The sequence below is a fragment of the Novosphingobium sp. BL-A-41-Hi4A-0G genome, assembly GCF_055521735.1.
Window position 1 is genome coordinate 764,543 of record NZ_CM145501.1, and the last position, 22,884, is coordinate 787,426.

The following is a 22,884-nucleotide window of genomic DNA, read 5'->3' on the forward strand; positions in this document are numbered from 1 at the left end:
AATGGCACGTGAAGACCGCGCAGGCGAAGAGGGGCCGCGCGATATCGGGCGCACGGCAAGACGCAGTCTTTCGCAACTGGGCTGGCAGCGGTCGGTCGTAGCACTGGCGCTTTTGGCTTTCGCACTGTTCATAGCCTTCAACAGCTGGCACTTGCCGCTTCTGCGCGATGCCGAAGCCGGGCTCTATGACCTGCGCGCCGCCAACTTCGCGCCGCCGACCGATACCGACAAGCGCGTGACGCTGGTGGTCTATACTGCCGATACCAACCGTGCGACCGGCCAGATTTCGCCGGTCGACCGAACGATTCTGGCCAAGGCGCTGACCCAGATCGACCAGCTTGGCGCCAAGGGCATCGGCATCGACGTGCTGTTCGACAGCCCGCAGGACGATGACGATCTGCTGCGCGCCTCGCTCAAGGCCATGCGCACGCCGGTGTTCCTCGCCTTTGCCGACAATCGGACGAATCCCGAAGCGATTACATATGAACAGGAGCAGGACCTCAGAGCATTTCTGAAGAGTGCGGGCACCGACAAGGTCAAGCCTGCTTCGATCCTGCTCGAGACTGATGCGGATGGCGTGGCGCGTCGCTGGCCGCGGCAATATGCGGGATTGCCACCGCTGCTCTCGGTCGCGCTGACCAGCGGCAGCAGTGACGCCGATTCACGGTTTGCCAGCTACACCGGCCCGATCCGCTATCGTGTGCCGTCCGCGAGCGACCGTCCGGTGTTCGACAAGATACCGATTGACCTTGTCGCCGATCCCGAAACCGCGCCGCTGGTCGCCGATGCGATCAAGGGGCGTTACGTGCTGATCGGTGGCGACTTTTCGGACTTTGACCAGTTCGACACGCCGTTCACCCGCACCGGTAATCCGGTCACCGGAGAAACGCGGATGATCGGTGTCGAGGTGCACGCCTCGATGCTGGCGCAGTTGCTCGACAAGGCCTGGAAGGAACGGCCTGCAGTCTCGCTCAAGGTAATCGCGGCAGTGCTGGCCGTGGGGCTTGGGGCGGCAACGGCGCTCGCACAAGTGCGGACCTGGGTGCTGGTTCTATGCGTGGTAGCGCAGTTCGCGCTGTTTCTGGCGGTGCCTTTCGTGGTCGAGCGGGCGGGGTACGATACGCTCGATATGCCTGCCACGGGCTGGCTGATCGGCTGGCTCATCGCCTTCACCGCCATCAGTTCCGGGCTGCGAGCGATCAACGCCGCGCAACGCGAGTTCGCGCAAGGAGCGTTGGGCAAGTATCTGCCGCGTTCGGTCGCGGCCGAGATCATGCGCAACCCCGAGCGATTGTCCCTGCATGGCGAGAAGCGCGAGATATTCTGCCTGTTCAGCGATCTCGAAGGGTTCACCAAGCTCACTCACGCGGTTGAGCCTGAAATGATCGCGCGGCTGCTCAACGATTATCTCGACCGGCTGAGCGCCGTGGTGCTTCAGTATGGCGGCACGCTCGACAAGTTCGTTGGCGATGCCGTGGTGGCCTTCTGGGGCGCGCCAATTGCCTACCCCGATGACGGTGAGCGCGCGGTTAAGGCCGCATGGGCCATGTATCTGGCGGGCGAGGAATTCCGCAAGTCAGTGCCCGCAGGCGTGCCTAAAATCGGCCGGACCCGCGTCGGCGTACACTATGGTGAGGCTGTGGTCGGCAATTTCGGTGGCGAGGGGCGGATCCAGTATACCGCGCTGGGCGATGCGATGAATACGGCTGCGCGGCTGGAAGGGGCAAACAAGCCACTCGACACGCGCGTGCTGGTGAGCCGCGAGGCGGCGGAGCGGTCGGGGCTTGACTGGTTCCGGCCGATGGGCTCGGTCACCCTGCGGGGACGCAAGACGCCGGTCGAGGTGTTCGAACCAGTCCCCGATCTTGGCATCGCTGAACGGGCTCTTGCGGTAGAGGCCGTGAAGGCACATGCGCTGGGTGACATGGATCGTGTGAAAGCTCTCACAGACACAATCCTCGAATCGGCGCATGACGACGATGCGATGATCAACCTGATCCAGAGATTGCGACAGACGCACAAGGGAGAGAGTTATGTTCTTGGTTGATGGCAAGCAATTGCGCGCTCTTGCGGCGGGCGTGGCAGCCATTGCCGGGCTCGCGCTGGCGAGCGAAGCCATGGCGCAATCGGTGGTGGTCCGGTCGACCGGGCCGTCGTCGGCAACCTATCCGCAGGGCAAGAAGCTGCCGGCCGATGCGTCGGTGGTGCTCAAGGCTGGCGATCACGTTACCGTGCTCGACAAGGCGGGCACGCGGGTGCTGAATGGCCCGGGCACTTTTGCGCTCAACGGTTCTGTGAATCGCGATGCGCCCACAGGCGGGACGGCGCTGGCAGCGATGATGGCGCGTGGAGGTGCATCGCGAACCCGCACCGGGGCCGTGCGCGGCGCTCCGGCAGGACCAGTCGCCGCAGCGCCGAGCGGGCCGGAAAACGTCTGGTACATCGACGTAAGCAAGGGCGGAACCTACTGCATTGCCGATCCCGCAACGGTGGTACTGTGGCGGCCGGAAAAGACCGAGGAGGGCACCGGCAAACTGCTTTCGCAGGATGGCAGCATGGCGGAGGTGACCTGGCGCGCCGGTTCTGCGCTGAAGGTGTGGCCAGCAGCCAGCGTTCCGGTCGTGGATGGTCAGACTTACACCTTCAGCAATGCTGTCGCCATGCCCGTCAAGATCCGCACGATGGTCATGTCCAGCGTGCCATCCGATGAACTGGAAGTGGCGGGTGCGATGGCGGACAAGGGCTGCACGGCCCAACTCGATATGCTCGCGAACCTTGCTCAGACAACCCAAGCCGGAGGCTGAACAATGCGTCGCAAGGGATTGGGTGTCATCGGAATTCTGGGTGCGGTCGCCACGCTCGGAATGTCTGTGGAAGCGGCCGCGCAGGCTGTGGTCGTGCGATCGACCGGGCCTTCGGCTGTGGCCTACCCGAAGGGCAAGCGACTCCCCGCCAATGCCTCGGTCGTGCTCAAGGACGGGGACGTTGTGACCGTGCTCGACAAGGCGGGAACGCGAGTGCTGAAAGGCGCGGGATCGTTCACGCTCGATAACGCGGTTAACCGGGATCGCAGCGCGGCGGCGTTGCTAGCCCGTTCGCTCAGCAATCCGGCATCGGTGCGGGCAGGGGCAGTGCGCGGTGCGGGCGACACCTCGGGCGAGCATGTCCTGCCGGTCAGCATCTGGCTTGCCGATACGACCGAAGGCGGAAATGTCTGCGTACCGCGTGGCAGCGATCTCTATTTGTGGCGAGCAGACGGCAAGGCGCGCAGCTTCACCTGGCTGACAGAAAGCGCCGGTGGTGAGATGGTTCGCATGCAGTGGCCGCCGAGGACTGTCGGTATTGCCTGGCCGAAGACCATGCTGGCGCCGCAAGAGGGCCGGACTTACCGCATTTACGACGAGACCGCGCCCGACAAGGCGGCGGAATTCCGTATCGTGATGCTCGAGCCGGAGGCCGTTCCGGCGGACGCCGCATCGCTGGGCACCATGCTGCTCGACAATGGGTGCAAGGCGCAGTTCGATTGGCTCGCGGCAACCCTTGCAGAACCGGAAATACTGGAGCAACATCCCTAGGGGAAGTACCTAGACTGGGTTTGATCTGTCAGGTAAATCCGTAACCATAACAAGGTCTTGGTAGGCCAGTAAAGTTAGCCGCCACGGGTCGCACCTGTGGAGATTCGACTGCGATGGCCGATAATGTTGCCGCCATGCCCCGCGCCGGGGCGGCATTACCTGTTTCACTGCGGGACAATCCGCTTATCGCGCGACGTTCGCTTGCGCGCGGCACGGCTGTTCGGGCTGCGGCATTGGCGTCGGCGCTTGCTCTAGGCCTGTTCAGTTCCATCGCTTCCGCGCAGACTGTTCCACCCCCTTCGATCCAGCCGCCAACGCGCGAGGAGATTCAGCGTGGCGTTGCCGAAGGTACATTGAACCGCGGTGGCCCGGTAGACGTCGATGCATCCGAAGTCGAGCGAGCACCATGTCCCCTCGCAGCGCCTGACTTCGCCGGAATCCGGCTGAAGCTGTCCTCGGTCACCTTTTCGGGCATGCAGGATCTGCCCGGATTCGATCTGACGCAGAGCTACGCCGAGTTTCTCGGCACGGAGCAGCCTGTCTCGGTCATCTGCGAAATCCGCGACCGCGCGGCCACGGCCCTGCGCCAAGCGGGCTATCTTGCTGCTGTGCAGGTTCCGCCGCAGAAGATCGACGGCGGAGCGGTGCGACTTGACGTGCTGCTGGCCCATCTCAAGCGGGTGCAGGTCAAGGGCGATCCCGGGCGGTCGGAAAAGGCCTTGCTGCGTTACTTGAACAAACTGACGCAAGAGCCTGTCTTCAATACACACAAGGCCGAGCGCTACCTCCTGCTGGCAAAGGATGTGCCCGGTCTCGACGTGCGGCTTGCCTTGCGTCCGCTGGAAGGTTCTCCGGGCGAAGTGGTCGGTGAAGTCTCGGTTCGCCGCATCCCGGTCTATGCCGAGATCGGCGTGCAGAACTATGGATCACGCGCGGTTGGCCGGTACAGCGGTCTTGCGCGCGTGCAGCTCAACGGGCTGACCGGGCTTGGCGATTCGACGACAGCCAGCTTCTTCGCCACGACTGACCTGCACGAGCAGAAGGTGCTGCAACTCGGTCACGAAATGCGGCTGGGCGGCGAAGGCTTCAGCTTGCGGGGCGACTTCACTTACGGCTGGACCAATCCGACGGTCATCGATTCCCGAGCGGATTTCCATTCGCGTACGCTCTCTGCTTCGCTTGAAGGAAGTTATCCCGTCGTACGCTCACAGGCCTACAACTTAACGTTGGCGCTCGGCGGCCAGATCGCCGATCAGGATCTCGATTTCGGCAGCATTCCGCTCAACAGGGATCGTCTGCGGGTGCTCTATGCACGGGCTGACACCAATGGCGTCAGCCGACGCAGCCTGACTGGTCGCGACGGATTCACGCCGTTCGAACCGCACTGGTCATGGGGACTGTCGCTCGAAGCACGTCAGGGCGTCGATGTCTTCGGTGCGACGAAGGGATGTCTCGGGGCATTCGCTCCGACTTGCCGGGGAGCGGGGAAGGTCACGCCGAGCCGGATCGAGGGCACGGCCAAGGGTTTCGCGCTGCGCGCCTCAGGCGTTTTCGACTATCGCCCGATCCGCAAACTGACCTTCAGCCTGCAGCCTCGCGCCCAGTATTCGCCGGACAAGCTCCTGTCGTACGAGGAGTTTTCGGGCGGCAACTACACTATCGGGCGCGGTTACGATCCGGGCGCAGTGATCGGTGACAGCGGCATTGGCGTGCGCGGTGAAGTGCGTGTCGGATCGCTGATTCCGAAGGTAGCAGGTGGCAATGCCTTCCAGCCCTACGCCTTCGTTGACGCGGCATGGGTATGGAACCACGACAGCACGTTCGACGGGCTCGATCCTCAAAAGGTGGTCTCGGTCGGCGGCGGTCTTCGGGCTGCGATCCATGATGCCATACGGCTCGATGCCGGTGTTGCCGTGCCCTTGCACGATCCGCTGGGCCTGAACGTCAAGGGCAAGGCCCGGTTCATGCTCAATCTCTCCTTCCAGCTCCTGCCGTGGAGGCTGTGATGGCCCGTAACGCTTCCGCCATGTCGCTTCGCCGCAAGCCTTCAATCGCACGCCTGCTGGCAGGCATCTCGGGCGGGGCAGCATCGCTGGCGCTGGCATCCATGCCCGCGCCGGCTTTTGCGCAGGCGGTGAACGGGACGCCGACGCCCCAGTTCGGCATCAGTGGCGTGTCGCGCTCGACACCGGGTCTGGATGCGGTCTTCGTGACAAGCAACGAGGCCCTGCTGGACTGGACGGCGAGCGACAGCGGCGGCGTTTTCCTGCCCGAAGGCAACACCCTGCGCTTCATCTACGACGGCAGTTCACCCTATACCGTGCTCAATCGGGTGACGGACACGGCTGTAGGCGGTCCGCTGTCGATAGCCGGGACGGTTGAATCGAGCAGTCTCGGCAAGATCTGGTTCTACAACGCGGGTGGCTGGGTTGTTGGACCGACAGGCGTTTTCAACGTCGGCAGCCTTGTTCTTACGTCTCTGCCGATTACGATCGATCCCGCATCCGATACCGTTTCCCGCCTCTATGGCGACAAGAACGAGATCCGCTTCGGCACCGCGCTGGACCCGAAATCGTCGGTGGCGATCCAGTCGGGCGCGCAGATCAATGCGAGTCTAGCCAATAGCAGCTACGTGGCCGTGGTCGCGCCGCGCGTGGAGCAGGCGGGCACGGTTTCGGTCAACGGTTCGGCCGCCTATGTCGCTGCAGAAGCTGCGACGATGACGATCAACAGCGGGCTGTTCGACATTATTGTCGACAGCGGAAGCGATGACACAGAAGGCGTCGTCCACACCGGCACGACGCGGTGGCCCGCGAACGCCAGTTCCACCGACGCCAATCACCGCATCTATCTTGTCGCCGTGCCGAAGAACCAGGCGATGACGGCGGTGGTGTCCGGCTCGATGGGCTACAATGGAGCAACGACGGCAAGCGTCGTCGATGGCTCGATCGTGCTTTCCGCAGGATACAACGTCGCAGGCGGTAGTGTGTCCACCGCCAATGTAGTTGGTGAAAATGCTTCGCTTGCGATCAGCGGACTGACGGTTGGCCAGAAGGGCGCGACGTCCGATCTGACAGGCTTTGCCACACGAGATGTGACTATCGATGCGAGCACGACGTCTACCTCGGTACGAGGCACAGTCGACCTTCAGGCGCGGCGCAATGTTTCGGCAAGCATCGAAAACGGCAACTCCATCGTCGTTGACAGCGGTCTGTCCCTTGGTTCGATGAATGGCGCCAAGGCGGGCAACGTGTCCGTGGCCGTTGCAGGTGGCGGTTCCCTGGCCGTCGGCGGGACGCTTGATCTTTACTCGATCGCGACCGGCGCAATCCAGACCGATCCCCTGAACGGCGATGCACTTCTGGCGGGAAGCGTTGGTGAGGATGCCATTTCGGGCAACGTCGGCCTCACAATCAAGGACGGCAACTTCAACCTTGGCGCTGCTACTCTGTCGAGCATCGCAACTTCAGGCGTCGGCGAGCTTTCTGCGGGCAGCGCAACGTCTGGTTCCGTCTCGATCGACATCGCGCAAACTGATGGCGCCGCTTCGACGTTTGGCGGGTCTCTGGGCAGCGTCGCGCTCTACACCAACGCGGTCAACGGCTCATTCAGTCTGCAGGCCCCCATCGCCGGAGGCAATGCAACCTCGGGCGCAGCGACGCTTGCGGTAAATGGCGGCACCTTTGATTCTAGCGGTATTTCGCTGGGTTCGGACGCAGTAACTTATGCCGGGACCGAGGCGCGCCCGCTCGATGCGACCGCGGGCGCGGTCTCGATCAGCTTCGCGAATGGGAATGGGATATTCTCAACCGGCGGGATCGACGCAGGCAATTATGCCTCCGCGAGCGACGGTGGCGTGGTGACTCTCGGTGACGTCAGTCTGGCGTACGACAACGTGCAAAGCTTTACCTCGGTGTCGGTCGGTCGCATTGACCTGCAGTCCTACGCCTTTGGTAATCTTGCTGCGCCCAACACCGTATCGTTGAGCCTCTCGGGTAACACACGCCTCGATACCAACGAGTCTGCGGTGAGCCTTTTTGCCGAAGGGCGAGATGCTACGGGAACGCAACTTGCCGGCAATGTTGCATTTGTGGGCGATGCCAGCACGCTGATCGCATCGCGGCTGGACATGACGTCGCAAGCCATCGCCAACAACAGCGGCGTTGATGCGGTTGGTGGCAATGTCAGTGCAATCGTGCGCAATAGCGCAGATATCATGCTCATCGAGACAGCTGTGCTGGTATCGAACGGGAGCGGCGGCAATGGGGCGGACGGTGGCCACGGCACAGGTGGCGATGTCTCGTTCAACCTCGCGGATTCCTCATTCTCCGGCAGTCTCGACCTTTTGTCCAACGGCGTCGCAGGGCGGAGGAACGATGCTGCGGGACGTTCGGGCACGGGGCTCGGCGGCACTGTCACTTTCAGCCAGACTGGCAAACCGGCCAGTCTATCAGCGAACACGGTAACGCTTTCCAGCCTCGGACAGGGCGGCAGGCCAAGCATAGTCGCGCGCACGGGCCTCGTTGCCCAAGCAGGTGACGGAGCGGCGGGCGTTGGAGGTGATGTCTCGTTCAGCGTGGCCGAAGGTACGTTCTCGGCATCTTCTCTGACCGTCGGCGCCAATGGCGAGGGCGGAAACGCCGAGAACGTGGCCGGCTTTGCGCCCGGTACTGGCGGAAGCGGCACGGGCGGTACGGCGACGCTTTCGGTCACCGGAGGTCTGCTGACGGTGTCGACTGTCGACGTGACCGCATCAGGCTTCGGCGGGGACGGGGCACAATCCTCCGATACGCTTGGCATAGTCGGTGGCATCGGTGGTGCGGGCAATGGCGGAAGCGCGACAGTGAACCTCACTGGGGGCACGCTGCGCACACAGGGCCTCACGATCGAGGCCAATGGCAACAAGTCGCAGCTGGACGGATCTGCCATCAGCTACTTCGGCAACGGCGGGTACGATTTCCTCTCCACTGGGGCGGCTGGCGATGGCGGTCTCGGGACGGGCGGAAACGCGCTGCTGACCATTGATGGCGGCACCTTGGGCGAGATAGCCTTCTCATCTGCGGGCTTTCCAGTGACAGTCACGGTGAATGCCATCGGCGAGGGCGGCGCGGGCGGATACACCTTCGGAAGCTCGGGCGCGGGTAATCGCTCGGGGGCCGGTGGCAATGGTCAAGGCGGCACAGCCGGCATACGTTTCCTGTCCGGCACGTTCGATGCACAGACGGTCGGGATCGATGCAACAGGCCTCGGTGGCCTCGCCGGCAACGATGCGAACACCACGGGCGAATTCGCCCTGAACGCCGGCAATGGTGGCGATGGAGCTGGGGGCACTTCCACGCTGGAAATCCTCGGCGACCTTAGCTCGGCAACCCTTGCAGGAAACACGCGCAGTTTGGACGTGCGTGCTGACGGCATCGGGCAGTCGGGCGAAAGCGGCCTGATCGGTGGAGAGGGCGGCAGTGGCCTCGGCGGAACGGCGCGTATTCTTGCAAGCGATGGTAACTCCTCGCTTGCGGCTCCGGTTCTTTCGGCGGAAGGGCGTGGCGGGGCCGGTGGAAACTCGACCGACGGCCATGTTGGCGGGGCAGGCGCAAGCGGCACAGGTGGACAGACCCTGATCGCAGTGACCGGCGACGGGACGAAGCTCGGAATCGGCAATGCATCTTTGCGCGTGTCCGGGCTGGGGGGCACGGGCGGACGCGGCGGATTGGGTTCCGATTCTGTCGACGAAGCAGGTGATGGCGGCGCGGGCGGGGCAGGGACCGGCGGCGCGATCAATCTGACCGCATCAGATCTCGGACAGCTGGTCGTTACGGGGACTTCGGGCTCATCGTTCGCTGCCAATGGCATTGGTGGTGCAGGTGGCCTGGGCGGCAACTCCGCATTCAATGGCTGGCGCACTTTGGGTGACGGAGGCGACGGTGGCATCGGCCGCGGCGGTGCATTCGATGCTCTCGCGCAGGGCGGCGGCGTGGTCACGTTCGATGATCTTACGCTCAATACAAACGGACAGGGCGGTGCAGGTGGAGCTTTCGCCAGTCTCGATGTCAGTGGACCATTCGAGCAGTCGGTCGGCGGCGTTGGCGGCGCGGGCTTCGGTGGCTCGGTAAGTCTCCAGGCTGTCGGGCTGGATTCACGCCTTGAAGCGCCGAGCCTCGTTGCAAATGCCAATGGCCGTGGCGGCGCGGGCGTCAACGGCTTTGGCTATGCGGCGGACGGCAGTTCCGCCGATGGCAGCGCTGGGGGCAGCGCTACCGGTGGAAACATTTCTATCCTCGCCGATGCAGGTGGCGCAATCGCGCTCGCCACGGCAGATGGCAATGTTACGCTTTCCGCCAATGGCATGGGCGGCAATGGCGGGCGGGCTTTCACAGCGATAACGGCTGCCACAGGGATCGGTGGCAACGGCGGTAACGGCGGCGACAGCGGCTCCGGCACTGGCGGCGTGATTACGATTGCAGCGATCGACACCGGCAATGCGTCGCTCGGCCTGCTAGGCACCGTCACGCTCTCGGCCAACGGAACGGGCGGCCTTGCAGGTCTTGGCGGCGATGGTGCAAGCTCGACGGCGCCTGTCACGCTCGGTGGCAGCGGGGGGAACAATGGCCTCGCCAATGCCGGCAGCGGCGGAACGGTCACGGTTGGGGCAACCGGAGGCTCTGCAACCTTCGGAACGCTGCTGGCGAACGCCACTGGCGAGACCTTCGACCGTCCCTTTGCCGGGGCTGGCGGCAGCGGAACCCGTGGGCTCGGGCTTCCGGGCAGTTCGGCCTTCGTCACGCCCTCGGGCGGACAAGTATCATTCACTTCTGCCAATGGCAGCTCCGCCAGCCCCGGCTCGCTCGTCGCGGGCGCGACCAGTGTCGATGTCACCTCCCGGCGGACGTTCCCGGCCTCGTCGGGGGCGTTCATCAACGAACTCGGCGGGACCATCTCGCTCACTTCGTCGAGCACGGCAGTTGCCGATGCCATGCGGTTCGAAAGCTTCAGCGGCGATGCCTCGGGTTCCTTCGCTGGATTTTCCGACCCCGCGATCTCGCTGACTGCCCTTTCGGGGCCCATTGCATTCGATACCGACCTGACGCTCTTTGCTGCCGGTTCGATCTCGCTGTCGGTAGCCGATGGACTGACGATCGTTGCGGGCGGCAATGCGCGTTTCGTAAGCGATACGGCAATCGACATCGCGGCCGCTGGAAACGGGCAATTCTCTGGAAACGCGATCCTGCTGGAATCTCGCGGCAGCATTGGCATCGCCGTAAACGGCTGCGCAACGGCAACCTGCCGTCCCATTGAAGCCACTACCAGCCTGGTGGCCGACGCATCGGGCGACTTCACCATATCCGGGCCTGCCATCGTGGCTGGCTTGGGATCGCTTGACGTCTATGCTTTCGGAAATGTGACCGGCGATGCGGCCAGCGGATACTTTTCGGGGGGCAGCCTTCGGGTGCGGGCGGGACAGGATGCAACGATCCGCAATGCAACCGGTGCCAGTCTGGATCTCGAAGCAGGCGCAATTCCGGACGGGACCACGCTCTATTACGATGGCCTCCTGACGCTCGGCGAGGCGAGCGGTGGCGGCGTGTTCGACGCGACAGGCAACATCGTGTTTGCCAGCGGCGGCGGAATTGCCGTTACGGATGGCAACAGCTTCAGCGCTGGCACGGGCATCGACGTGCGCTCGGGCAACGACATCGTGGTCGGCCAGAACAATGATTTCGTGGCGAACACGTCGGCTGCGGTTCCCGGGCTTCCGGTCACGTTCGCGGCCGGCGGACTTACGCTGCAGTACACGCTGGCTGCCGAAGACATCGCGACCCTTTCGTTCGGCCAAGGTACCACCGTGGCATCTGGGACCGGTGCGATCGCACTTTCCGGCGCGGCGATCGATGCGCGGCTGGCGAGCTTCACTGGTGCGAGCTTCCGGGCGGACGTATTGCAATCGCTCGGTCTGGCTTCATCCCGCCGCAATGATGGCGGGCGCCTCGATCCCGATTGCCTCGAGGGCGCGATCTGCATCGGTAATGTCGATGTCACGGGCGCGGTTCGCATCGGCAACACAGATACGGTTCCTCTGGACATCCGCGCTGTCGGCCGGATCGCGGGATCGGACATCCGGCTTCTCGCTACCGGCGCCGTGACGCTTCAAGGCGAGGGGCGCGTCTCACAGATCGTCTCCACCGGCAACCTGTCGATCCGCTCTGTCCTGAGCGAGATTGCGCTCCTTGGCGGTGCGACGGTCGAGGGCGGAACGGTTCGTCTTGCTGCGGGCACCAACATTTCGGGCACCGGCAATGTCACGGCCAAGGTCGATGACATCGGCCTGTTCGCTGGTGGCGATATCGATGCAGCCTCGCTCACTGCGGCGCGCGAACTGACGACGGATCTTGCCGCTGGCGGCGCAGCCGAAGGCGCGTTTTCCACCAACGGATCACTGCGCGTCGGCTCACTGACCCTAGGCGCAAACGCGAACATAACCACGGGCAAGAGTCTCGAGATCGGTGCACTGAAGCTCGGGGGTTTCAACGGGACGCTCAACGCCGGCACCCTGCTCGATCTCGGTTCGACCACGACTGTGAAGGACTTGTCGCTTACTGCTGGGACCAGCGTTGGCTTCACCTCGCTTGCAGTGGACGGCAACCTCGTCATCTCCGGCCCGTCCGTATCCGGCACGGGCGCGCAAGCTGGTGGCACCCTTTCGATCACCAGCGACGATCTTACGGCAGACCTGCTGCAATCGGCGGGCGACCTGACGCTGACGGTGGCCAACACGGCGGCACTCGGCACGGTCAATTCGACCGGAGGCTCGGTCTTCATCGATCCGGCGTTGCTGACGTTCAACGCGATCACTTCTGCAGGCGGGATCAGTCTGGGCGGTGGCACGATCACGGGCGGCACGCTCGATGCAGGCACAAGCATCGACGTCATCGCGACCGGCGCGCTGACGCTTGCATCGGCCAGTGCGGGTACGACACTGTCGCTCAGTGCGGACAGCCTCCAATCCGGCGCGCTGGACGCCGTCGGCACCCTGTCGCTGACCGTTGGCAATGGAGCGACGCTGACGGGAGCGGCCACCGCCGGTGGCGATCTTTACGCAAGCTTTGGAACACTTGATTTCACGACCCTGGGCGCCACGGGACTGGTCAGTCTCGAGGGCACAGACCTTACGGGCAGCACGATTACCGCGGGTACCAGTCTGACGGCACTGCTGGCGGGCGACTATGCGGTTACCGACGCGCAGAGCGGGACTAGCCTCGCGCTACAGTCCGCAACCGCCACTGGGGGCACTCTGTCGGCCGGTGCAAATCTCGATGCGACGGTGACCGGCCTTGCCGATTTCGGCGATGTTGCAGCGCTGGGTGACCTGACGCTGAGCGCCGGATCGCTGCTTTCGAGTTCGATCACGGCCGGTGGGTCTGCCGATCTCGGCGTGAGCGGGACCGCGACCGTCGGCGCGACCACTGCGGGCACGACACTGACCTTCGACGCGGGAACCTTGAACGCAGACACGCTCGATGCAGGAACGGTGCTTGGCCTGACCGCTGCGGCTACCGCGACGATCACCGGCACGGCAAAGGCCGGCACCGATGCGTCGGTCAGTGCGGCGAGCCTGGTCGGTGGCTCGTTCACCGCCACGGGCGACCTTGGCATCACCACGACCGGCAACGCCGCCCTCGTCGATGCATCGGCCGGAGGAGCCCTGACCCTAGCGGGCGCGGACGTTTCGTTCACCAGCCTTTCGGGCAAGACGGTTGGCGTTACTGCGGCCAATGTGCTGGGCAACAGCATTGCCCTAACCGATGCCCTGTCGATCAACGCCACAGGCGACATCACACTTGCGCTGATAGGCCCGACGGCGGGGACAGTGGACATCACCGGTGCCTCGCTTTCGCTGGACCTCGTCGACTCCGGCGATCTGGGCGTTACGATCTCGGGAGATGCACTGCTCGGTTCGGTCCTGGGCTCGGGCAAGGTGACCCTGTCGGCTGGCAACCTTCAGGTCGACAGCCTCGGCGCTGCGGGCGTGGTCTCGCTCTCGGGCACGACCATCGGCGCAGGCACGATCCTTGCGGACAGCGATCTTGGCATATCTGCCACGGGTAATGTCACGCTGGATCGGGCGGAGGCGGGCGGCACGCTCGGCATCACCGCAGCAGGGCTGAGCGCAAACACGCTGCAATCGGCGGGTGACCTGACTCTGACGGTGACCAACACGGCCGCGCTTGGCACGGTTTCCTCGACAGGCGGTTCGGTGCTCATCGATCCGGCGTTGCTGACGTTCACCGCGGTCACCTCTTCTGGCGACATCACCCTGAGCGGTGGGACAATCACGGGCGGCACGCTCGATGCAGGCGCTGCAATTGATGCGACCGCGACTGGTACGCTGACGCTGACATCGGCCATTTCGGGCACGACACTTGCCCTCAGCGGCGCGGATGTAAACGCCGGGCTCCTCGATGCCGGAACCGATCTTACGCTGACGGCAAGCAACAGCATCAACATCGGCACAAGTGCCAGCGCGCCCGGGACAATCACGCTTGCAGCTCCCGACATTACCTTCAAGCTGATTGACGGTGGCAGCGCCATCCTGACCGGTGGAACGGTTACGGGCGGCGATTTCTCCGGAGATGCGTTGTCGGTCGACATCACTGGCGCGCTCGCTCTCGGCAGTGTTGTCGGCAATCACTTCGACCTGAAGGCGGGCAGCATCCTTGCCAATTCCATTCAGGGCCTGACAAGCGGTCCCGGCTTCGACGTGGCCCTGACGGCAACCGGCGGGATCACGGTCGGGTCGGTTTCGAGCGGAAACGATCTGCGAATCTCGTCCGCCACGCTTGATGCGACCACGCTTGATGCGGTGCGCAACATTACCGTCAACACGAGCGGCACAGCCACGATTGGTGGTGCCACTGCCTCGCTGGTCGGGATCACTGCCGGAAATCTCGGGATCGATCTGGTCGATGCCAAGGACGTGACGATTGACGTTATCGGCGACGCAACGCTTGGCAGCATCAACGCTTCGACTGGAACTGTTGCGATTGCAGCGGGCGCGTTGTCGTTCGACACCATCCAGTCGCTGACGACCACCAGCCTTACCGCCGGTTCGATCATCGGGAATATCGTAGGTGCGGGAACCGTGCTGACGGTCCTCTCAACCGGTTCCGTCAATCTTGTGGACGTTACCGCAGGCTCGCTCGATCTTGCTGTGGGTGATCTGCAACTCGGCAATCTCCTGACCAGCGGCATCGCCTCGCTTCGCGCAGATACGACCGCGAATATCGATACGGCAAACGTCGGCAGCCTCGATTACCGCGCGGCGTCGGCCAGCTTCGGGACCATCGACACAACGGGTGCCGCATCGATCATCGGCGGCACGGTTTCGGGCAACGCGATCAACGCTGGCACCCTGCTGTCGATAACGGCGACGGACCTTGATGCCGTGACGCTTGCTGCCAACGGCAACGTTGCGCTCGCGGTTACCAACTCGGCAGTGCTCGGCACGGTGACGTCGACCGGCGGCTCGGTCACCATCGATCCGGCAACGCTGACTTTCGATACAGTGACGGCTTCCGGCGATGTCACGCTGAGCGGTGGCACGATTACGGGCGGTACGCTTGATGCTGGCGCAAGCCTGGGCGTCACTGCGACAGGCGCACTGACTCTCACATCCGCCCGGTCCGGGACTACGCTTTCGCTCACCGCGGACAGCCTGCAAGCTGGCGGCCTCGATGCGGGCACCGACCTTACGCTTGCGACGGTGGGAAGCCTAAGTCTTACCGACATCGCCAACGCTGGCGGTGCGGTTCGTGCGACCTTCTCGACCTTAGAGCTCATCGGACTCAATGCCGGTGGCTTGCTCGATCTTGCCGGGACAGATCTGGTCGGAACCAACCTAGGCGGCACGATCATCTCGGTAGGCGGGGATGCCAATATCGCTCTGACCGGCCGCTTTGCCGTTACCGGACTGTCCGTCAACGGCAACCTCCTGCTGGGTGCGCAAACCGTCAGTGGCGCTGCGATCGACGTGATCGGCGATGCGGATGTGACCGTGGTTGGGTTGTCGTCGCTATCAGCATACTTTGCCGGTGGCACTCTTTCTCTGGAGGCAGGCGAACTTTCCGCGCTGTCGCTGAGCGGCCGAAATGTCGATGCGCGCATCGCGGGCGCTGCAACGTTGAACAGCGGCGATGCTGGCTTCAACTTCGCGCTATCTGCAGGTTCGCTTGATGCCCGGACGCTCCGTGCTGGCGGAGACATTTCGCTGATCACGACCGGGGCAACCAGCATTGCTGGTGATACCAATGCAGGCGGCAATATCTCCATTGCATCTGCCGATCTCGACGTCTTCTCCCTTGCCGCTGACGGTTCAATCGACCTGAACGTGGTCAACGACGCGGCGGTCGAGTTCGCGGTTGCCGGACAACTTCTGAACGTCACGGCGGGTGCACTGTCGCTCAACAGCCTGTCGGGCGCAGATATTCAGATTGATGCAGGTTCGATTGGCGGACGCGGCGGGTTGAGCGCCGTAAACTCTCTGAATGTAACCTCGACGGGGCTGGTCGATCTCGGTCTTGCTTTGGCTGGCGGCTCGCTTGCCATCACTTCGCGCGGCCTCGCCGCGTCGACCATTCAATCACGTGGTGGCAACGTCAGCCTTTCGATCACCGGTGTTGCCAACCTCGGAGACGTATCTGCTCTTGCCGGAGACGTGGCTGCAACGGCGGGCCGTCTGAACTTCGGGTCCGCCATTGCCTCTGGCCAGGTGCAGCTCGGCGGCGTCGTGATTGACGGCGGTATCGTTAATGCCGGGACGTCAGCCGTGGTAAGCGCGACGAATTCTCTGGCTCTTGCCACAGTGACTGCCGGAACCAGCGTTGATCTCAATGGTGGCGACATCAATGTAAACGCCGTGAATGCGGGCACCTTTGCCGATTACGCCGGTCGTGACGTTCGTGTCGGGACCACGGACGCTGGAACGACGGCCCTCGTCGTTGCGCGAAACTTCGCTTTCGACACTCTCGCGGCGACTGACAGTGTCGGCATCCGCACATCCGTCAGCCTTGTCGGCGGCTCCATCGATGCGGGGACGACGCTCAACATCGATGCAGGAAGTTCCGTAACGCTCGATGCGGCGCGAGCGGGTGGCGCGATCCGCGCGAAGTTCGCAACGCTCGGCTTCAATCTGCTAGATTCCGGTGGGCTGCTGGATCTTGCCGGAACCGATCTTGCCGGGACCAGCATCGTTACCGGCGGCGGGGCGAACATTGCATTGACCGGCAACTATGCCGTCGGTTCGATCGCTGGCAGCGGCGATCTGACGTTGGGGGCGCAGGGTGCCAGCAGCAGCGTCATCGACATGGGGGGCAATGTAGCGCTGACCATCGTCGATACAGCGTCCCTGGGCACCGTGACGTCGAGGAGCGGCGCTGTGAGCATCGATCCGGCACTGCTTACGTTCGACGCGATTGCAGCCGCAGGCGACATCACGCTCAATGGCGGCACGATCACGGGCGGTACGCTTGATGCGGGCGCAGCAATCGGCGTCACGGCAAGCGGCGCTCTGACCCTCGCGTCTGCAAAGGCGGGCACCAACCTGACGCTCGGTGCGGACAGTCTCCAGTCCGGCGCGCTTGATGCAACTGGCAACATCACCCTGAACATCGCCAACAGCGCTGCGCTGAACGATGTTGCCACTGCGGGCGGTGACTTCTCGAGCACGTCCGGTTCGCTCGACTTCACGACCATTAATGCCGGGGCTGCTGCGATCTTCGGCGGCGGTTCCATCAACGGGGCGCTGGTCGATGCCAAGGGGGCCATTTCGGCATCGCTGGCAGGCAGCGCCACGCTCGGCACAGCCAGAAGCGGGACGACTCTCGGGATCGGCGCAGTTTCGATCTCGGCCGATACCCTGACCGCCGGGACCGACCTTTCGCTCTTTGCCGACACTTCGATTGCGCTTGGTGCAGCCACGGCGGGCGCAGACGCGTCGCTCAATGCTACCTCGGTCCCGTTCGACAGCCTTGCCAGCACCGGCCTTGCCGCAATTGTGGGCGGGACCGTCTCTGGCAGCATCCTGACCGGTTCCGGCGGGATCGACATCGGCGTCACGGGTGCCGTCACGCTGGGCAGCGCCACATCCGGCGCTGGGTTGTCCATCGACGCCGCAAGCCTTGCGGCGACCTCGCTCGTGGCAGCTGGAGATGCGCGCCTGACTGCGACCGGCAATCTCGACCTCGGCACCACGCAAGCCGGTGGCAGCCTCTACGCTCAGGGGTTCGACCTCTCGTTCCTGTCGCTCACCGGTCAGACCGTGGAGCTTGCCGGGCGGGCGATCACGGGTGGTACGATCAATGCGCGTTCCACGCTTCTGGTGCAGGCAGACGGAGCAGTCAGGCTCGACCGGGCACAGGCGGGAAGCACTGCGGAATTCTACGTCGGCAGCCTCGACTTGCCGGAGCTAGTTTCGGGCGATCTTGCACTCGGCGTAGGTGGAGCGGCAAAGCTCGGCACGGTCGACGCTTCCGGACTTACCAGCATCGGGGCCGCATCGCTCGAATTCGCTTCGATCAATGCCGGCGGACCCACCACTATCTCTGCGGGCAGCATCACCGGTGGTTCGGTCTTCAGCCGGTTCGGCCTATCGATGACCTCCGACGGAGCCATCGCGATATCCACGTCCCGGGCTTTCGGGCCGCTCAGCGTGAACGGCGCAAGCGTGACTGCCGACAGCCTGTCGAGTGATGACAGCCTCGCCGTCAAGGCGACCGGTGACGTTACGGTCGGAGCGCTCTACGGTGCGTTCGGCGCATCCGTGAACGGGGCGAAGATCACCTTCTCTACGATCAGCAGCGATGCCGCAGTTGGCATAACCGGAACATCGGTAAATGGCGGTCGGATAGATACGGCGGGCTCTGTCGGTGTCTCTGCAACCGGCAACGTTGTGCTGACCGCAGTCGACGCGGGCTTTGACGTCGAGATCTCGGCGAATGCGCTCGATCTTCCGTCATTGCAGGCTGGACGCAATGTGCGGCTTGCCATCACCGATGTCGCCAAGCTTGGCACAGTGACCTCGACCGGGGGCTCGGTCACGATCGATCCCGCCCTTTTGACATTCGATGCGATCACTTCGGCCGGTGCCATAAACCTTTCGGGAGGCACGATCACCGGCGGTACGCTTGACGCGGGCACAAGCATCGATGTCAACGCGACTGGCAATCTGACACTTGACACCGCCGATGCCGGAACCACGATCTCGCTGATCGGGGCCAACGTCCAGGCAGGCTCACTGCGTTCCGGCGCGGGCACTTCCATCTCCGCGCAGGACCTTGTCAGCATCGCCAACGCGATCAATTCCGGCGGGAATGTATCGATCACCGCTGCCCGGTTCTCGACTCCGCTTCTCCAGTCCAACAGCGGTAACGTCACGCTATCGATCAGCGGTCGGGCGGATCTGACCAACATCGCAGCGACTGGCGGCGACCTTACCGTCAACGCAGGAACGCTCCGCTTCGCCTCGGCAAGTGCGCTCGGGGCGGTCCGCCTGGGCGGTGCGGACATTGCGGGGACAACCGTAACCTCAGGCACGTCCACCCGTATAAGCGCCTCCGCTGTCGCGAACGTCGGTACCGTGACCGCCGGATCGAGCGCTACGATGAACGGACTGGACCTGACCGTGGCCAAGGTGACTGCCGGGACGTTCACCGATTATGACGGCAGGTCCATCAAGGTTGGCGAGACGACGGCCGGAACCACTGCTTTCGTCGATGCGCGCGATTTCACCTTCGACAAGCTTGCTGCAGGCGAGAGCGTCGAGATCCTCACCTCCGGCAATGCTACAGGTGGAAGCATCGACGCCGGCACGACGCTCAAGATCTCTGCACGCGGCAACGCAAAGTTCGACGATGCCAAGGCTGGCGGTGCAATCACGATCGGGGCCGCAAACCTCAATGCTTTGACCATCACCGGCGATGCGGGACTGTCGCTCGTCGTGACCAATGCGATTGACCTCGATACCGTGAAGGTCCTGGGATCGTTTGATCTTTCCGGCGCTTCGCTCAACCTTGGTTCCAGCAGCTCGGGCCTCGACAGCACCTTCTCGCTCACCGGCAATGCCACGATTGGCAGTGTGGCAGCGGGCCTTGCCAGCACAGGCCAGAACCTCGTCCAGGTTGTGGTCCAGGCGCTCGCGAATTCCTACACCGGCGGCACCATGGTGCCCGTGTTCGACGTGGTGCAGGGGCAAACCATATCGGTTTCGTCCTCTACCAACGACTTGTGGAGCGCCGGTGCACTGCCCAGGGTCTCGGACGGCGACGGTCTTGTCGTCTTCCGCCTCGCCACGGCGCAGGACGATTCCGGGTTCCAGCCCGGCACGCAGATCGGCGCGGCCTTCGGCAACCTGACAATCGGCAATTTCAGCGCGCCGTTCGGAGCACTGGTCGGGCAGATCGGCAATGAGACCGTGCTGCTTGGCGCGAACGGGACAGTGACGGCCCCGGCGACCGGAACGCTGTCGGTGGGCTATTGGGACTCGAACGCGGGGGACAACTCCGGGAGCATTGCTTTCACATTCGGCACTGGCAGCGGTGGCAGTGGCGTATCGAATCCAGCGAACGTCAGCGTTACGACCGGCGGCAATCTGACGGTCGGCTCGGCCACGGCCAGCAGCGCCATCACGCTCGATGCCGCAGGCGCTCTCAAGCTCGACAGCGCCGACGCCGGAACCGCGATGTCGTTGACGGGCAACACGATCGATGCGGGGACGCTCAAGGCCGGAACCGACATCACGCTTGCCAGCACCGGCACAAGCGCGTTCGTCAATGCAACCGCAGGCGGATCGTTCTCGGCAGAAGTCGGTGCGCTCGACTTCACACTGATCGACGCTGGCAGCGCCGTGGATATCCGCTCGCTCACCGGTACGCGCGGCGGAGATATCATGTCCGGTGCCAGCATCACGATCGATGAAGACGGGGCGATCACGCTGGGCAATGCCACGGCGACCGGAACGATCGACCTCGCGGCTGGTGACTCTGTGTCCTATGCAAAGCTTGATGGCGGTTCCGTCGCCGTCAACGCTGCATCCGCAAGCGGCGGCGCAATCACGGCCCGTACCGGGAGTCTGGTGCTAACCACTTCTGGCGATCTCACGACGGGCGCACTCGATGCGCGCGGATCGATAGCCCTGTCTGCCCGCGATACTACGCTGGCGAGCGCCCGGTCTGATGGCGACATCAGCGCAGAGGTGCGCTCGTTCGCAAGCCCGAGCATCAGTGCCGCGGGCAACTTCAGCGTCAATGGCACGGGGACAGTGGAAGTGGGAACGGCAAGCGCCGGAGCCGCGCTGAGCGTGACCAGCCAGACGCTGACCTTCAACCGAATGACATCGGGCAATTCGCTCAACATTGCTGCTTCTGGCGACATAACCGGCAGCGATCTTGTTGCCAGCGGACAGATGCGCATCAATTCTGGCAATGGCAATTTCACCTACGGCACGCTCGATGGTGGAGACATTGCCATCGTCGGTGGGTCGGTCGCCGGCGGCGCACTTCAGGCGCGGACGGGCGCCGTGAATATCGCGGTCGCCCGAAGTGCTGCAGTAGGGGCCTTCACGGCTGCCGGAAACGTCGGCATCGATGCTGGAACGCTAACCTTCACCACAATCAACGCTGGCGGCAGTTTTGGCACGACCAACGGCACCATGACCGGCACGTCGATCAGCGCTGGGCAGGACATCTCGATCTCCAGCCAGGGCGATGTCTCGCTCGCGGGTCTCTCGGGGGGCGTTGCCGTGGTTCGTTCGAACGGTGTGGTCAACATCACCGGCATCGAGCTTTCTGGGCCCATCAGCGTCAGCGCAGATGCAGTGGGCCTGGATGCCACCGGCAATCTCGCAATCCGCCGGATCTTTGCCGACAAGGGCAACGTCGATGTCACCGCTGGAGGCTCGATCGATGCAGATACGATCTTTGCTCTGGGCGACATAGACCTTCTTGCGCGGGATGGCGATGTAACGATCAGCCACCTTTCCGCTGGCTATTCGGAGGTGTTCAGCGACGCGGTCAGACCGCAGGGCCAGGTTTCCGGTGCCGTCGGACAGGGCAACATCGACATCGTGGCGAGCGACAACATCGTGATCAACGACGTTGCCGATGCCGCAAAGCTGTTCACGATGACGGCTGGCGATACCATTCGCCTCAACGGCCTTGCGACAGGGGCGCAGATGGACCTGTCTTCGGCAGACCTCGCCATCGGGGCTAGCGGCCGCCTTGGAGAGACCGCTCACACTTCGGCCATTACCCTGCGCAATACCGGGCAGGGGGTCACGCGACTGGGTGACAACATCCCCTCGACGGCAAGCGGTTATGCGATCTCGCAGGCCGAGTTCGACCGCATCCGCTCGCGTGGTGACCTCACGATCCGTGGAACGAGGCCCATGCTGGTTGGCGACCTCGCCGTCGTTGCACAGGCCGGGACGGTGCAGGGGCAGATCGGCGAGACCGGAACCCTGTCGCTGAGGTCCACCGGGTTGATCTCGTTCCTCGGTGCGCTCTCGATGAGCAATGCCGCAGGCAACACGCTGTCAATCATCAGCAGTGCCGACGGGATATTCCTTGATGCGCAGACTGGCTCGATCCGGCTGCTCGAAGGTGAAACACGGGGCGGTTCGCTGCTCCTTTCGGGCAGCGGGATTGCGATGGTCACCCGCACGGCCCTTGAGGACATTGCGCAACTGACCGACACCGCACTCATCACCGATCGTCTCGGTTTGAACGATGGTGTCACCGATGGTCGGACTCTGGTGGAAGCAGATGCGATCACCCTGCGGTCGGATGAACAGGTCTATATCCAGAACACCTCGCTCGGCACGCGGCTTGATGACCGGCGCGGATTGGTGGCCAACAACCTCAAGATCGGTTCGCGTGAGGGCGGTGTGCTCGACATCGTGATCAACGGCATCGTCAATGGTCAGACCGGCGTCGACGCCATCGAACAGATCACCTTCGAAGAAGCCTTCACCGATCTGTCCTCGGTCAACGGCTGCGTGATCCTGAACGCGAATACCTGCAACAAGTTGCCATTCGAGATCATCGAACTGCGTGATTTCATCGAGGAAGTGCTGAAGAACGATCCTGCCGACAGTGCGCTGCAGGTGACAGACAGCTTCACCAAGACCACGCTGATCCAGCTCAACCAGATCGCGCCAGCCGGGTTCGAGCCACTGATCGACGAGCCGGTAACCGGCACCGGCAACGACGATCTGCTCGGTGAAGGTAAGCCGGAGGGCGAGTGACTTGACCTGATGGGCGCGGGC

At 63.6% G+C, this 22,884-nt stretch carries 5 protein-coding genes; all 5 read left to right on the plus strand.

What is annotated here, in order from left to right; genetic code table 11:
• Position 1: 1 nt before the first annotated feature.
• The 5 genes from ACZ1JX_RS03850 (at position 2) to ACZ1JX_RS03870 (ending at position 22,863) form a co-directional block, all read left to right on the plus strand.
• On the plus strand, positions 2–2,047 hold the full coding sequence (locus ACZ1JX_RS03850; protein ID WP_465125475.1) for a CHASE2 domain-containing protein: 2,046 nt from the start codon (positions 2–4) through the stop codon (positions 2,045–2,047).
• The gene (locus tag ACZ1JX_RS03855) at positions 2,034–2,804 is read left to right on the plus strand and encodes a hypothetical protein (RefSeq protein ID WP_465125476.1); all 771 of its coding nucleotides are present in this window, start codon (positions 2,034–2,036) and stop codon (positions 2,802–2,804) included. Before ACZ1JX_RS03850 ends, ACZ1JX_RS03855 begins: the two co-directional genes overlap by 14 nt.
• Before the next feature lie 3 nt (positions 2,805–2,807).
• On the plus strand, positions 2,808–3,575 hold the full coding sequence (locus ACZ1JX_RS03860; protein ID WP_465125477.1) for a hypothetical protein: 768 nt from the start codon (positions 2,808–2,810) through the stop codon (positions 3,573–3,575).
• Positions 3,576–3,688: 113 nt separating this feature from the next.
• On the plus strand, positions 3,689–5,581 hold the full coding sequence (locus ACZ1JX_RS03865) for a ShlB/FhaC/HecB family hemolysin secretion/activation protein (protein WP_465125478.1): 1,893 nt from the start codon (positions 3,689–3,691) through the stop codon (positions 5,579–5,581).
• Positions 5,581–22,863: a hypothetical protein gene (locus tag ACZ1JX_RS03870; protein WP_465125479.1), complete on the plus strand. Its 17,283-nt coding sequence runs from the start codon at positions 5,581–5,583 to the stop codon at positions 22,861–22,863. The genes ACZ1JX_RS03865 and ACZ1JX_RS03870 overlap by 1 nt, the downstream gene beginning before the upstream one ends.
• Positions 22,864–22,884 lie beyond the last annotated feature (21 nt).

Excerpts from the sequence above, each read along its gene's own strand:
- ACZ1JX_RS03860 (WP_465125477.1), top strand. The coding sequence starts at position 2,808 with ATGCGTCGCAAGGGATTGGGTGTCATCGGAATTCTGGGTGCGGTCGCC.
- ACZ1JX_RS03870 (WP_465125479.1), top strand. The coding sequence starts at position 5,581 with ATGGCCCGTAACGCTTCCGCCATGTCGCTTCGCCGCAAGCCTTCAATC.
- ACZ1JX_RS03850 (WP_465125475.1), top strand. The coding sequence starts at position 2 with ATGGCACGTGAAGACCGCGCAGGCGAAGAGGGGCCGCGCGATATCGGG.
- ACZ1JX_RS03855 (WP_465125476.1), top strand. The coding sequence starts at position 2,034 with ATGTTCTTGGTTGATGGCAAGCAATTGCGCGCTCTTGCGGCGGGCGTG.
- ACZ1JX_RS03865 (WP_465125478.1), top strand. The coding sequence starts at position 3,689 with ATGGCCGATAATGTTGCCGCCATGCCCCGCGCCGGGGCGGCATTACCT.